The sequence below is a fragment of the Pseudomonas sp. BP8 genome, from assembly GCF_017875955.1.
Classification (GTDB): domain Bacteria; phylum Pseudomonadota; class Gammaproteobacteria; order Pseudomonadales; family Pseudomonadaceae; genus Aquipseudomonas.
This window is the reverse complement of sequence record NZ_JAGINK010000001.1, coordinates 2,225,700-2,239,101: the sequence shown is the minus strand read 5'-3', so window position 1 is coordinate 2,239,101 and position 13,402 is coordinate 2,225,700. Positions and strand designations below refer to the sequence as shown.

Below are 13,402 nucleotides of genomic sequence, written 5' to 3'. Positions count from 1 at the left end.
GAGAGGCAAAACTCGCGCCAGCTTTAGCTCAGCCTGTCGAAACACGCTCGCACTCGCCGCGATAGAAACACTGCACAGCCCGGTATTCCTGATCGATGCGGGTGATCAGGTCCTCAATGCCGTGCAGCGATGACTGCCGCACACGGTCTTCGAGCTGTTGGCACAACGCAGCCAGGCCCACTGCACCCATGTTGCTGCTGCTGCCCTTGAAACTGTGGGCAGCCATGCCCAGTTCGGCGGCGTCTCGCGCCCCGTGCAGTTGGCTCAGGCGGCGCTCGGAGTCCTCCAGAAACGTCTCCAGCAACTGCTGATAGCCGCCCTCCATGACTTCCTGCAGGTCACTGAGGACTTTGTAATCGATGTGCACGTCCATCACCTGTTCACTCCCTGTATCGGCAGCCTCGCGCTGCGAAGGGCTCACCAGAGCACCTCCACCCGTGCGCATCGGCCACCTTCTGTCCATTGTGCATGCTGACTCAGGCGCCGCACCAGATTTACCCCGCGACCACTCAAGCCTTGCGCCTGCAACGGCTGCGCCAGCAACTGCTGGACATCAAAGCCGCTGCCGCTGTCACGGATCTCGATGATCAGACGACCGCCGTCGCCACGAGGTTCCACCTTCAAGTCAAACCGCACATGACCAGCAACCAACCCAGCCAGGCGGGCGCCACGTTCGCGGTAATAAGCAGCGAACCCCAGCGCGTCGCGCTTGAGCGTTGAGTCCAGGCCCAGCACGCCATGTTCCAGGGCATTCGAGTAGAGCTCGCTGAGCAACGTGTGCAACAGCCCGCTACTGGGCCGCAGCCCGTGGATTTCCTGCAGCAGTTGCAGCAGGTAAGGCACGGGATTGAAACGCTTCAAACTGGCGCCGCGCAATTCGTAGCTTAGCGACCAATCCAGCGGACTGGAGCGCCCGCTGTCGGAATACACCATCGCCTGTGGCAGCTCCAGGCTCGGCGCGATCATACGGATATCACACAAGCTGATGTCGTCCCGGGGCCGCCCGCCAAATCGCTCCACGGCCTGCAGCACTTCGTCGAACAGCCGCTCGGGTTGACGATTGTCCGCCACCACCGCCTGCAGCCGCTCGACACCGAACAAGCGCTCCTGATCATCGCTGGTATCGATCACCCCGTCCGAGAGCAACAACAGCCGCTCATCGACGCCCAAGGCCAGCACCAGGGTGCGGTCATCGAACCGCTCGGGGCTGAGCACCCCCAATGGCAGATGAGTCGACGCCAGGCTGCCCAACACCTCGCCGTCGATCCCCAGGTGGTAGCCATCAGGCATGCCCCCGTTCCAGACCTCGACCGTGCCGCACTGAAAGCTCAGGTTGAGCAGCATCGCGCAACAGAACATGTCCACCGGCAGGATGCGCTTGAGCTTGGCGTTCATCTCGCGCAGGGTCTCGGCCAGCCCGTAGCCCTTGGCGGTCATGCCGTAGAACACTTCGGCCAGCGGCATCGCGCCCACTGCGGCGGGCAAGCCGTGGCCGGTGAAGTCGCCCAACAGCACATGCATATCGCCCGACGGGGTGAATGCCGCCAGCAACAGATCGCCGTTGAACAACGCATAGGGCGATTGCAGGTAGCGGATATTCGGCGCACGCAGGCAGCCGGTGTGCGCCACCTTGTCGAACACTGCCTTTGCCACCCGCTGCTCGTTGAGCAGGTGGTGATGGTGGCGGGCGATTTCATCCCGCTGCTGGAGGACTGTCGCCTGCAGGCGGCGCAAGCGGTCCATGGCGCGGATCTTGGCGCCGAGGATCACTGCACTGTAGGGTTTGGCCACGAAGTCGTCGCCACCCGCCTCAAGGCAGCGCACCAGGGCGTCCTCCTCGCTCAGCGAGGTGAGAAAGATGATCGGCACCAACGCTTCGCCGGCCAAGGCCTTGATCTGGCGGGCCGCCTCAAAGCCATCCATGACGGGCATCAACGCGTCGAGCAGGACCAGTTGCGGGCGCTGTTCAACGAACAGGGCAACCGCCTGCTCGCCGTTGTCGGCAGTGAACACCTCATGCCCATGGCGCCGGACGATCTGCGCAAGCAGCAGGCGATCGGCCGCACCGTCCTCGGCAATCAAGACACGCAGCGCATGCTCTGCGGGCATGGCGGCGATCAACTGATGTCGAACAGTTTATCGAAATTGGAGATGGCGAAGATCTTGCGCACATCAGAATTGGCGTGGACCACCCGCACATCAGCGTCATCGCCGCCAACATGGTCACGCAACAGCAGCAACATGCCTAGCGCCGAACTGTCCAGATAGGTCGCCTCTTTGAGGTCGATCACCACCTGATCAGGTTTGTGGTTGTGGCGCTCGTAGGCATCCCTGAATTCCTGATGCTTGCCGAAATCGAATCGGCCTTTGACGGCGATGGTGAGGGTTGTGCCGTCCGCTGAAAGCGTGGGTTCGACTGCCATGCTAGCGATTCCTTCGATGATGGCGGATACAACTTGGAAAGGTTTAGCAGCCGCGGCGCGGCGGTGCAAGCCAACGTGGCGACAGGCCGGTCAGCGTCGACCTCTTCGCAGGTAAACCCGCTCCCACAGAACTAACGCTAACTCATTGATTTAGCAGAACCCTGTAGGAGCGGGCTCGCCCCGCGAAGAGGCCCGAACGGGCTACATGAAGCTCTGCCGCGGCAGCCGCTGGGATAATTCATCCAGCAACTTCTGCTCGCGCTTGTCCTCGGCACGCCGCGCCTCGTCCAGATAGCGCTGGACCAGCTTGCGCAAACCCTCGACCCTGGCATAGGCCTGCTGCCAGGTATTGCGGGCGTTGTTCAGGTTGGTCTGATGCCAGGTCAGGCTCTGCCGCTGCTGGGTCATGGCCGTTTCCAGCTGCGCCAGGAAGCGCTGGTAGTTGAGCAGCCAGCTGCCATTGACGCCTTGCCCGCCGCGATTGATCCATTGCAGCTGGTAATCCTCGCGAAAGCGCTCGAGTTCGGCGAGTTTGGCCTGAGCCTGGGCGACCTGCTGCTGAAAATGCCCCAGGCGCTGGACAGCCTTGCGCTCCGCCTCTTCGGCCATTTCGACCACCGGCGCCAGACGCGCCGCTCGGCTAGGCATGCTCATGGCCTATCAGCCGCCCGCCGGCGCGGCGAACACCGCGCCCAGCTGTTCGCGGCTCTGTGCCATGCCAACGTTCTCATCCAGGCCTTGGCGCAGGAAGCCCACCAGCTTGGCCTGCAAGGCGATGGCAAGGTCGGTCTCCGGGTCACCACCGGGCACATAGGCGCCCACGCTGATGAGGTCGCGACTCTGCGACAGGCGCGACCACAACTGCTTGAATTTTTGCGCCTGACGCAGGTGATCGACATCGACCACCTGGGGCATGACCCGGCTGATCGATGCTTCGATATCAATGGCCGGGTAGTGGCCTTCTTCGGCCAGGCGCCGCGACAGCACGAAGTGACCATCCAGCACACCCCGCGCGGCGTCGGCGATCGGGTCCTGCTGGTCATCACCTTCGGACAGCACCGTATAGAACGCCGTGATCGAACCACCGCCGGCCTCGGCATTACCCGCACGCTCGACCAGCTTGGGCAGCTTGGCGAACACCGAAGGCGGATAGCCACGGGTTGCCGGCGGCTCACCGATGGCCAGGGCGATCTCACGCTGGGCCTGGGCGAAACGGGTCAGGGAGTCCATCAACAGCAGGACGTTCTTGCCCTTGTCACGGAAGTATTCGGCGATCCGCGTGCAGTACATGGCTGCGCGCAAACGCATCAGCGGCGCATCGTCGGCGGGCGACGCCACCACTACCGAGCGCTTCAGGCCTTCTTCACCGAGAATGTGCTCGATGAACTCCTTCACCTCACGACCCCGCTCGCCAATCAGGCCGACCACGATGATCTCGGCTTCGGTAAAGCGCGTCATCATGCCGAGCAGTACCGACTTACCCACGCCAGTACCGGCGAACAGGCCCAGACGCTGGCCGCGACCAACCGTCAACAAACCATTGATGCTGCGGATGCCGACATCCAGCGGCTGGCTGATCGGGTCGCGGTTGAGCGGGTTGATGATCGGCCCATCGAGCGGCACCCAGTCCTCGGCTTTCATCCCGCCCTTGCCATCCAGGGCACGTCCGGCACCGTCGAGCACCCGGCCAAGCATGCTCATGCCCATGGGCAGACGGCCGCTGTCGTCCAGCGGCACGACACGGGCGCCCGGGGCGATCCCGGCAATGCTGCCGACCGGCATGAGGAACACCTTGGTGCCGGAGAAGCCCATCACCTCGGCTTCAACCTGCACCGGGTGATAGCTGTCGTCGTTGATCACCATGCAGCGACTGCCCACTGCGCCACGCAGCCCTTCGGCTTCCAGGGTCAGGCCGACCATGCGCAGCAGACGGCCTTCCACGACCGGCTGCTCGGGCAACTTGATGACCTCGGCGTAGCCGCCGAGGCGCTTGCCGAAACTGGTGCGGTCAAGGCGCATCGGTGCTCCCCAGCGCAAGGGAAAGGTCTGCTGCCGCCGGATGCAAGGCCTGGTCGTGCAACTGATCGAACAGCTGCGCCACGGCCTTCTCCATACGGGTTTCCATGGTCGCGTCGATGCGACTGTGAGCGGTCTCGATGCGGCAGCCGCCGGGCAGCAGCGCCTCATCTTCGAGCAGCTTCCAGTTCTCCTCATGCCGCTCGCGCAGGGCCTTGGCCAGCTCGAAGTCCTGCGGATTGAGGTGAATGCGAATATTGTCGGCGCCCATCGGCAGCAGCTTGAGCGCTTCGCGCAGGACATGGGTGATCTGGCTGGAGTCGGTGCGCAACTCACGGCCAATCACCTGGCGCGCCATGTGCGCGACCAGATGCACCACAGAGCGCTCGATCTGCGTGTCCTGCTCGGCGATCGGCTCGAGCAGATGCCCCATCAGTTGCTCGAGTTCGGCCAGCTTGGCCGTCAGGGCGACTTCGGCCTCCTGGCGAACCTTCAACTGGGTGCTGTGAAAACCTTCGCGCTCGCCCGTGGCGAAGCCTTCGTTATAGGCCTCCTCACGGATCGCTTCGAGCTCTTCAAGGGTCAGCGGCTGGACTTCCTCGAGCGGCACTTCTTCAACTTCGGCCTCGATGATTTCCGGCTCGGGCTCCGGCACATACTCAGGCTCAGGGTCGAAGCTGGGCAGCGTCCACACGTCGACGCCTTCAAGGTCGCGGGCGCGGATCAGATCGCTGGTGTGTTCGCTTTTGGACATGTCGTAGGATTCTCAAAAGTCGGCCAACGCGATCCCTGCAGGAGCGGGCTTGTCCCGCGAAGAGGCAGGGCCAGCCGCTGTTGTGTATGGCACCGGCTCTGCCGGTTTCGCGGGTCAAGCCCGCTCCTACAGGGTTCCGTTAAATCAATGAGTTAGCGTTAGTTACATGAGAGCGGGCTTGCCCGCGCAGGCGTCGGCACGGGCAAGCAAGGCCAACCTGCCGACGCCTTCGCGGATACACCCGCTCCCACAGAGGGGATGGCGCCAGCAGGCCAGCCGCCGCGATCAGATCATTTCTTCGGCGCCTTTGCCGCCGAGCACGATCTCGCCAGCATCGGCCATACGCCGGGCGATGGTGAGGATTTCCTTCTGCGCCGTTTCGACGTCGCTGACCCGCACCGGGCCCTTGGCCTCGAGGTCGTCGCGCAGCAGCTCCGAGGCACGCTTGGACATGTTCTTGAAGATCTTGTCCCGGACCCGCTCGTCGGCCCCCTTGAGCGACACCACCAGCACGTCCGAGGACACCTCGCGCAACAGCGCCTGGATCCCGCGGTCGTCGACGTCGGCCAGGTTGTTGAAGACGAACATCAGGTCTTCGATCTGCTCCGACAGGTCGTTGTCGATCTCGCGGATCGAGTCCATCAGCTGGCCTTCCACCGAACTGTCGAGGAAGTTCATGATGTCTGCAGCGCGCTTGATGCCACCCAAGGTGGTGCGCGCGGCGTTGGAGTTGCCCGAGAACTGCTTCTCGAGGATCTGGTTCAACTCTTTCAGCGCCGCTGGCTGCACGGTATTGAGCGAGGATACGCGCAGGATGATGTCCAGACGTACCTTGTGGTCGAAGTTACCCAGCACTTCACCGGCCTGGTCTGGGTCCAGATATGCCACCACGATGGCCTGGATCTGCGGGTGCTCGAAGCGGATAACGTCGGCCACGGCACGCGGCTCCATCCACTTGAGGCTGTCCAGGCCACTGGTGTTGCCACCGAGCAGGATGCGGTCGATCAGGCCGTTGGCCTTGTCTTCGCCAAGCGCCTGGTTGAGCATCTTGCGGATGTAGCCATCGGAGCCAACCCCCAGGCTGGTCTGGTCGCCGACGATCTCGACGAACTCGCTCATCACCTGCTGGACCTGCTCGCGATGGACGTTGCCCATCTGCGCCATGGCCACGCCGACCCGCTGCACTTCCTTGGGGCCCATGTGCCGCAGGACCTGGGCAGCATCGGTCTCGCCCAGCGAGAGCAGGAGGATCGCCGCCTTGTCGGTGCGGCTCAACTTGGCGGTAACGGCTCGGTTATCACTCATCGGCGTTGATCCACTCTTTCACGACCTGGGCCACGCGACCCGGGTCCTCGGCCACGAGGCCCTTGATTGCGTTCAGCTGTGCCTCATAACCCTCGCTCGGGCTCGGCAACAGAATGCTTTGCGGGCCACCCAGGCTGACCCGGTCGTTGGCCAGTTCGCCATCCAGACCGATCATCCCGCCCAGTTCCATGTCGCCGTCTGCGGCGGCTTGCTTGCCACCACTGGTAATGTTGTTGAGCACCGGCCGCAGCACGCCGAACACCAGTACCAGGATGAACACCACGCCCAGCACTTGCTTGACGATGTCCCAGAACCACGGCTGGGTGTAGAACGCGGCTTCGGCGATTTCCACGCTGCGGTCAGCGGCGAACGGCACGTTGATCACGGTCACGCTGTCGCCACGACTGGCATCGAAGCCGACGGCATCCTGGACCAGGCGGGTGAAGCGTGCCAGGTCGTCGGCAGCCCACGGTGCGCGGGTGGTCTCGCCGGTGGCGGCGTCGATCTTGGCCTGGTCGTCGACCACCACCGCCACCGACAGGCGGCTGAGGCGGCCTTGTTGTTGACGGGTGTGGCTGATCGAGCGGTCCAGCTCGAAGTTCTTGGTCGACTGCTTGCGCTTGTCGGCTGGATACGGCGCGAGCATCGGTTGCCCAGTGGCCGGGTCCATGATCTGCGCGCCATTGGCATCCAGCAACGGCTGGCCTGGCTGCACCGCACCGGCCGGCGCGGCGCCGGCAGCAGCGTTCTGCGGCGCGGCGGCAGCGGCTGGCGGCTGATTGCTGAGGGCACCCGGCACGCCTTGCGGACCCTGGCTGCTGGTGCGCTGCTCATCCACCGACTGCTCACTGCGCAGGGCTGGCTGGTCAGGGTTGAACTGCTCGGAGGTGGACTCGACCGCACTGAAGTCGACATCGGCGGACACTTCGGCCTTGTAGCGGTCGTTGCCCAGCACCGGCTGGAGAATGTTGTGCACACGCTGGGTGAGCATGCCTTCCATGCGCCGACTGTAATCGAACTGCTTGCCGGCCATGCTCAGGGCGGTGTCCTGCAACTGATCGGAGAGCAGGTTGCCCTTCTGGTCGACCACGGTGACCTGGGTCTTGTCCAGCTCGGGAACGCTGGTCGCCACCAGATTGACGATCGCCATTACCTGGCCCGCCTCGAGGGCCCGGCCTGGGTACAACTCGACCAGCACCGAGGCGCTCGGCTTGCGCTCGTCACGGACGAACACCGAACTTTTCGGGATTGCCAGGTGCACGCGTGCCGCCTTGACGTTGTTCAGGCTCGACACCGTGCGCGCCAGTTCGCCTTCGAGGCTGCGACGGTAGCGGGTGGTTTCCATGAACTGGCTGGTGCCCAGGCCCTGCTCTTTGTCGAGCAGCTCGAAGCCAACGTTGCCATCGCCTGGCGCCACGCCAGCGGCTGCCAGTTTCAGGCGCGCACGGGAGAGGTCGTCGGCCTTGACTAGCAGAGCGCCGGAGTTGGGCTCCACGTTATAGGGGATGTCGGCCGCGCCGAGCACTTCCATGACCTGCTTGGTGTCCATCCCGGCCAGGCTGCCATACAGCGGCCGGTAGTCCGGCTGCTGCGACCAGAGCACCACGGCAAAACCAATGGCCACGCTGGCAGCCAGGCCGACCAGCAGGCCAACCTGACGCAGCATGGGCATGCGTGAAATATTTTCCAGGAACGACATGCCGAACAGCGGCGGCTTGGCCACTGGCGGCCCACTCTTGGTGGGGGCGTTATCGACGACTGCTTCGGCCATGACTCAATCTGTCCTCAAACCGGCATCTGCATGATGTCCTGGTACGCCTGGACCAGCTTGTTGCGTACCTGGGTAAGGGCCTGGAACGATACGGAGGCTTTCTGCGAGGCGACCATCACGTCGGTCAGGTCGACGCCGCTCTTGCCGATTTCAAAGGCGTTGGCCAGGTTGGACGAGGCTTGCTGGGTTTCATGGACCTTGCCAATAGCCTGGCCGAGCATGTCGGCAAAGCTGCTCTGCCCTGGCGCCAGCTCAGGCGCGGCAGCGACCTTGGGCAGCGACATGGCATCGGCCTGCATGGCACGCATGTCCAACATCAGACGATTGAATTCAACACCTTGGCTCATGAACTTCTCTCTCCGGCGGCCGCATTTTTTTGACACTCATGCAGCGGATAGCCTACGTAAAGCAACAAAGGTGCCAGCCATCGCGACTAATTTCCCAGGGATCACACAATTCCTGTGGGAGCGGCCTTGCGTCGCGGATAGGGCCGCAAAGCGGCCCCGGCGATCTTTGCGGCGCAGCTGAAGACCTGGGGCCGCTTCGCGCCCCTTTCGCGACACAAGGCCGCTCCCACAGAGGTCCGCACCAGTTGCAGATGATTTGCCTGTCAGCCGAACAGGCTGGCCTCGACGTCGAACCCGGCATCGCGCATCTGCGCCAGCTTGTAACGCAAGGTGCGCGGACTGATGCCCAGGCGCTCGGCTGCCTCTTTGCGCCGACCGCGCTCGGCGCGCAGGGTATCGATGATCATCTGGTACTCATGGCGGCGCATGTCATCGCCCAGTCCGCTGGCCTCTGCAGTGGCTTCAAATGATGGCTCAGTGCCAGCTGACAAGGGAATGGCGCCTGCCAGACAGAAATCCGCCGCCTCGATAAGGCCGCCCTGCTGGAGGATCAACGCCCGCTGCAGGGCGTTGTCCAACTCGCGCACGTTGCCCGGCCAGGCATGCTGCTGCAGGCAACTGCGGGCGGCGGCGGACAAGCGCACCGGCGCATGCTTCATCTTCGCCACATGGCGCGCCAGCAACCGCTCGGCCAGCGGCAGGATATCGCCGCTGCGCTCGCGCAGCGGGCTCCAGGCCAGCGGAAACACCGACAACCGGTAGAACAGGTCTTCACGGAAGCGCCCCGCCGCCACTTCACCGGCCAGATCGCGGTTGGTGGTGGCCAACACCCGAATATCCAGCGTGATCGGCTTGCGCCCGCCGACCCGCTCGACTTCACGCTCCTGCAACACGCGCAGCAGCTTGGCCTGCAAGCCCAGCGGCATTTCCGATATCTCGTCGAGCAGCAAGGTACCGCCATTGGCCTGTTCGAACTTGCCCGCTTGGGCGGCGATGGCACCGGTGAACGCGCCCTTCTCATGGCCGAACAAGGTTGCTTCGAGCATGTTGTCGGGGATCGCCGCGCAGTTGATCGCGACGAACGCCTGCGCGGCACGCGAGGAATGCTGGTGGATGTAACGCGCCAAGACTTCCTTGCCGGTGCCCGACTCGCCGGAAATCAACACGGTGGAATCACTCCGGGCAACCCGCGCGGCCAGCTCGAGCAATTGCCGGCTGGCCGCTTCGCAGGCGACCGGCCCATCTTCATCGACACCGCCCACCCGACCGCCCGCATGCCGCTCGACCAGGCTAAGCAGCGCTTTGGGCTCGAACGGCTTGACCAGATAATCTGCCGCGCCCTGACGCATGGCCTGCACCGCCCGCTCGACTGCGGCATGGGCGGTCATCAGCAGGACCGGCAACTGCGGATGCTGGCTGCGCAGCTGGGCCAGCAACTGATGACCGTCCATGCCCGGCATGTTGACATCACTGACCACCAGGCTGAACGACTCGCGAGCCACTGCCTCGAGCGCCTCCTCGCCACTACCGACAGCCAGGTAGGCGAAACCGCCGATTTCCAGGGTGTCGGCCAATGCCTGACGCAGGGCCCGATCATCCTCGACCAACAGCACCTTGACGCCCATCACACGGCCTCCATTGGCAACTCGCCAATCAGCGGCAGCACCACCTGCACGCAGGTGCCGCGGGCGACTTTCGAGCGCAGTTGCACGCTGCCCTGGTGAGCCCGGACCACGGCCTGGACCACCGCCAGGCCGAGGCCGGTACCGGTGGCCTTGGTGGTCAGGAACGGCTCGCCGAGCCGCGCCAGCAGTTGTGCGTCGATCCCGCAGCCGGCGTCACTGATGCACAGGTGCAGGGCCAGCCCGCGACGGAACAGGTGAATCTTGACCCGCGCAGGCGTCGGGCTGGCCTGCAAGGCATTTTCGATCAGGTTGAGCAAGGCGCCTACCAGGGTGTCGCGATTGCACAGCAGCTCACCCAGGTGGGTATCGCATTGCCAGCGTACCGAATGCCCTTGCACATGCGCCTGAGCGGCCTGTTGCAGGGCCTGGAACAGCGCCTTGGGGCTGACCCGGTCGGCCAACGGCAGCTCGCCACGGGCAAACACCAGCATGTCGCGCACCTGGTGCTCCAGTTCGTGCAGGCGCTCTTTGAGATTGCCGGCGAAACGCTGGCGGGTGTCCTTGGCCAGTTCTTGCTGTGGATCAGCCAGATGGCTGGCGTAGAGCATCGCCGCCGACAACGGCGTACGAATCTGATGGGCCAGGGAGGCGACCATGCGCCCCAGCGACGACAAGCGCTCATGGCGTGCGAGCTGGTCTTGCAGGCGGCGGGTTTCGGTCAGGTCAGTCAGCAATACCAACTGGCCGGGCTCGGCATCCAGCGAACGGGTAGCAATCGACAGGCGTCGGCCATCGCGCAGCGACACTTCGTGGCCGTCATCCTTGCGCGGGGCAAAACTGCGGGCGATGACCTGACGCCACAACTGGCCGATCAGCGGCTCGCCAAGCAGCTCGCAGGCTGCCGGGTTGGCTTCACTGACCAAGCCTTGCGCATCGATCACGATGACCCCGCCCGGTAGCAGGTCGAGCAGGTTCTGCAGGCGGTTGGCCAGGCGCTCTTTCTCGTCCAGCTCGGCCATGCGCTGCGCGCTGACCACGGCCAGCTCACCTTTGAGTTCACGCACCCGCGCTTCGAGCATGCCGTACGACTCGTTCAGCTGGCTCGACACCTGGTTGAACAGCGCGACCGCCTGCTCACGGCCTTGGTGGGCTTGCTGCTCGTCCGGAATACGGGAAATCGGGGCGGCCTGGGGCATCGTGCTCTCTCGCGTGGCTGACCGTCATAAAAACGGTGTGTTGCCAGCGGTGTAGCAATAGCCGTGCCGGAGATAGGGGTATCTGCAGTTCTGCTGGGGCATGTTAAATCGTGGGGCCGCTTTGCGGCCCTTTCGCGACACAAGGCCGCTCCCACAGTGTCCGTGCCTGCCCTGTAAATAGCGGCATGCACGATCCATGTGGGAGCGGCCTTGTGTCGCGAAAGGGCTGCAAAGCAGCCCCCGGCGTCTTAACTGACCGGCATTGGGGCAAGCCCGCTCCTACAGAGTGTGCGCCGGCCCTGCAGGAGCGGGCTTGCCCCGCGAAAGGGCCGGCGCTGACGCGCCGCCAGGCGTCAATCCTCTGCCTGCTCCTCGCCACCCTGCCGGCTCATGCCGTACTTGCGCATCTTCTCAACCAGCGTGGTCCGGCGAATCCGCAAGCGTTCAGCCGCCCGCGCAACAATGCCATTGGCATCGTCCAGCGCCTGCTGGATCAAGCCTTGCTCAAGGTTGCCGAGGTAGTCCTTCAGGTCCAGCCCTTCCGGCGGCAGCATGGCGTGATTGGAGAAGCTCGGCGCATGGCCATTGATTGCCACGCGCTCTTCGAGGTCGCTGCGCAGACTGTCGACCAATTGCTCGTCTTCGTCATCGACATAGCGGAACTTCTTCGGCAACTCCGACACGCCAATCACGCCATACGGGTGCATGATCGCCATGCGCTCGACCAGGTTGGCCAGTTCACGCACGTTACCCGGCCAGCCATGCCGACAAAGCGACATGATCGATGCCGAATTGAAGCGGATCGAACCGCGTTTCTCGTGTTCCATGCGCGAGATCAGTTCATTCATCAGCAACGGGATGTCTTCGACGCGCTCGCGGAGCGGGGCCATCTCGATCGGGAACACGTTCAGGCGATAGTAAAGGTCTTCGCGGAAGGTGCCCTCCTCGATCATGCTCTCGAGGTTCTTGTGGGTCGCGGCGATGATCCGTACATCGATGCTCTGGGTCTTGTTGCTGCCCACCCGCTCGAAGGTACGCTCCTGCAGCACACGCAGCAGCTTGACCTGCATAGGCAGCGGCATGTCGCCGATCTCATCGAGGAACAGCGTACCGCCATTGGCCAGCTCGAAGCGCCCGGCACGGCTGGTGATCGCCCCGGTAAAGGCGCCCTTCTCATGCCCGAACAGCTCACTCTCGAGCAGCTCTGCCGGGATCGCCCCGCAGTTGACCGGCACAAAAGGCGCTTCACGGCGCTTGGAGTGATAGTGCAGGTTACGCGCCACCACTTCCTTGCCGGTACCGGACTCACCCAGGATCAGCACGCTGGCATCGGTATCCGCCACCTGCTGCATCATCTGCCGCACGTGCTGGATGGCGCGGCTGGTACCGACCAGGCTACGGAACAGATTGGTTTCGCGCTGGCGACCGCGCTCACGGGCTTGGTCGTACATCTCGCGGTAGACCTGGGCGCGGTGCAGCGAGTCGAGCAACTGGCTGTAGCTCGGCGGCATCTCCAGACTGGACAGGACGCGGCGACGCAGGTCTTCGGGGAAGTCCGCCGAAGAATTTTCACCGAGCAGCAATACCGGAAGGAACTCATCCCAGGCAGCCACTGTCTTAAGGAGCGCCAAGACGCCTGCTGGGGCACTGACCGTACCGATCAGCACGCACAGCACTTCGCGACTCGAAGACAATGCCTCTACCGACTGCTGCCAGTCCTGGCTGGAGCACGGCAGGTTTTCTTCGCCGAGGAAATTAAGCACCACCGCGAGATCGCGGCGGCGGGCGCTGTCGTCATCGATCAGGAGAATCTTGGTTTCACGCCACATGCAATAGCAACTTCCCTAGTCATATCGGCGCCCCCGAGGGCGTGCTCGACATCATTCCGACTGAATGGTCAGTGTTAGGACGTCTGAAATTCGAATACAGCCACTAGTAAAGTCAAAAAAAACTACACAGTCAAAT

12 protein-coding genes are annotated in these 13,402 nt (G+C 63.6%); all 12 read right to left on the bottom strand.

Going from position 1 to position 13,402, the window contains the following annotated elements; all coding sequences use genetic code 11:
• Window positions 1-28 precede the first annotated feature (28 nt).
• Window positions 29-376, bottom strand: coding sequence for an Hpt domain-containing protein (locus tag J3B00_RS09880; RefSeq protein WP_209874725.1), 348 nt, complete (start codon window positions 374-376; stop codon window positions 29-31).
• A 41-nt stretch (window positions 377-417) separates the two neighbouring features.
• Window positions 418-2,109 carry a fused response regulator/phosphatase gene (locus J3B00_RS09875; RefSeq protein WP_209867176.1) on the bottom strand — a complete coding sequence of 564 codons (1,692 nt, stop codon included), beginning with the start codon at window positions 2,107-2,109 and terminating at the stop codon, window positions 418-420.
• Window positions 2,110-2,117: 8 nt separating this feature from the next.
• Window positions 2,118-2,423 (bottom strand): STAS domain-containing protein, encoded by a 306-nt coding sequence (locus tag J3B00_RS09870; protein ID WP_209867174.1) that lies wholly within the window; start codon window positions 2,421-2,423, stop codon window positions 2,118-2,120.
• A gap of 201 nt (window positions 2,424-2,624) precedes the next feature.
• The gene (gene fliJ / locus J3B00_RS09865; RefSeq protein ID WP_209867172.1) at window positions 2,625-3,077 is read right to left on the bottom strand and encodes a flagellar export protein FliJ; all 453 of its coding nucleotides are present in this window, start codon (window positions 3,075-3,077) and stop codon (window positions 2,625-2,627) included.
• 6 nt (window positions 3,078-3,083) lie between these two features.
• Entirely contained in the window at window positions 3,084-4,442 is a 1,359-nt protein-coding gene (gene fliI, locus J3B00_RS09860) for a flagellar protein export ATPase FliI (protein ID WP_209867170.1), read from the bottom strand.
• Complete coding sequence (gene fliH, locus J3B00_RS09855) at window positions 4,432-5,193, bottom strand: flagellar assembly protein FliH (protein WP_209867168.1); 762 nt, start codon at window positions 5,191-5,193, stop codon at window positions 4,432-4,434. Before fliH ends, fliI begins: the two co-directional genes overlap by 11 nt.
• A gap of 285 nt (window positions 5,194-5,478) precedes the next feature.
• On the bottom strand, window positions 5,479-6,498 hold the full coding sequence (gene fliG, locus J3B00_RS09850) for a flagellar motor switch protein FliG (protein WP_209867165.1): 1,020 nt from the start codon (window positions 6,496-6,498) through the stop codon (window positions 5,479-5,481).
• A complete protein-coding gene (gene fliF / locus J3B00_RS09845; RefSeq protein ID WP_209867163.1) occupies window positions 6,491-8,269 on the bottom strand; it encodes a flagellar basal-body MS-ring/collar protein FliF in 1,779 nt (592 codons plus the stop codon). The genes fliG and fliF overlap by 8 nt, the downstream gene beginning before the upstream one ends.
• Window positions 8,270-8,283: 14 nt before the next feature.
• Window positions 8,284-8,616, bottom strand: coding sequence for a flagellar hook-basal body complex protein FliE (fliE, locus tag J3B00_RS09840; protein WP_209867161.1), 333 nt, complete (start codon window positions 8,614-8,616; stop codon window positions 8,284-8,286).
• A 263-nt stretch (window positions 8,617-8,879) separates the two neighbouring features.
• On the bottom strand, window positions 8,880-10,241 hold the full coding sequence (locus J3B00_RS09835) for a sigma-54 dependent transcriptional regulator (protein WP_209867158.1): 1,362 nt from the start codon (window positions 10,239-10,241) through the stop codon (window positions 8,880-8,882).
• On the bottom strand, window positions 10,241-11,437 hold the full coding sequence (locus J3B00_RS09830; RefSeq protein ID WP_209867156.1) for an ATP-binding protein: 1,197 nt from the start codon (window positions 11,435-11,437) through the stop codon (window positions 10,241-10,243). Before J3B00_RS09830 ends, J3B00_RS09835 begins: the two co-directional genes overlap by 1 nt.
• 353 nt (window positions 11,438-11,790) lie before the next feature.
• Window positions 11,791-13,266: a transcriptional regulator FleQ gene (gene fleQ / locus J3B00_RS09825; protein ID WP_209867154.1), complete on the bottom strand. Its 1,476-nt coding sequence runs from the start codon at window positions 13,264-13,266 to the stop codon at window positions 11,791-11,793.
• Window positions 13,267-13,402 lie beyond the last annotated feature (136 nt).

Coding starts and splice junctions, on each gene's coding strand:
- J3B00_RS09875 (WP_209867176.1), bottom strand. CDS start 2,109: ATGCCCGCAGAGCATGCGCTGCGTGTCTTGATTGCCGAGGACGGTGCG.
- J3B00_RS09870 (WP_209867174.1), bottom strand. CDS start 2,423: ATGGCAGTCGAACCCACGCTTTCAGCGGACGGCACAACCCTCACCATC.
- fliJ (WP_209867172.1), bottom strand. CDS start 3,077: ATGAGCATGCCTAGCCGAGCGGCGCGTCTGGCGCCGGTGGTCGAAATG.
- fliI (WP_209867170.1), bottom strand. CDS start 4,442: ATGCGCCTTGACCGCACCAGTTTCGGCAAGCGCCTCGGCGGCTACGCC.
- fliH (WP_209867168.1), bottom strand. CDS start 5,193: ATGTCCAAAAGCGAACACACCAGCGATCTGATCCGCGCCCGCGACCTT.
- fliG (WP_209867165.1), bottom strand. CDS start 6,498: ATGAGTGATAACCGAGCCGTTACCGCCAAGTTGAGCCGCACCGACAAG.
- fliF (WP_209867163.1), bottom strand. CDS start 8,269: ATGGCCGAAGCAGTCGTCGATAACGCCCCCACCAAGAGTGGGCCGCCA.
- fliE (WP_209867161.1), bottom strand. CDS start 8,616: ATGAGCCAAGGTGTTGAATTCAATCGTCTGATGTTGGACATGCGTGCC.
- J3B00_RS09835 (WP_209867158.1), bottom strand. CDS start 10,241: ATGGGCGTCAAGGTGCTGTTGGTCGAGGATGATCGGGCCCTGCGTCAG.
- J3B00_RS09830 (WP_209867156.1), bottom strand. CDS start 11,437: ATGCCCCAGGCCGCCCCGATTTCCCGTATTCCGGACGAGCAGCAAGCC.
- fleQ (WP_209867154.1), bottom strand. CDS start 13,266: ATGTGGCGTGAAACCAAGATTCTCCTGATCGATGACGACAGCGCCCGC.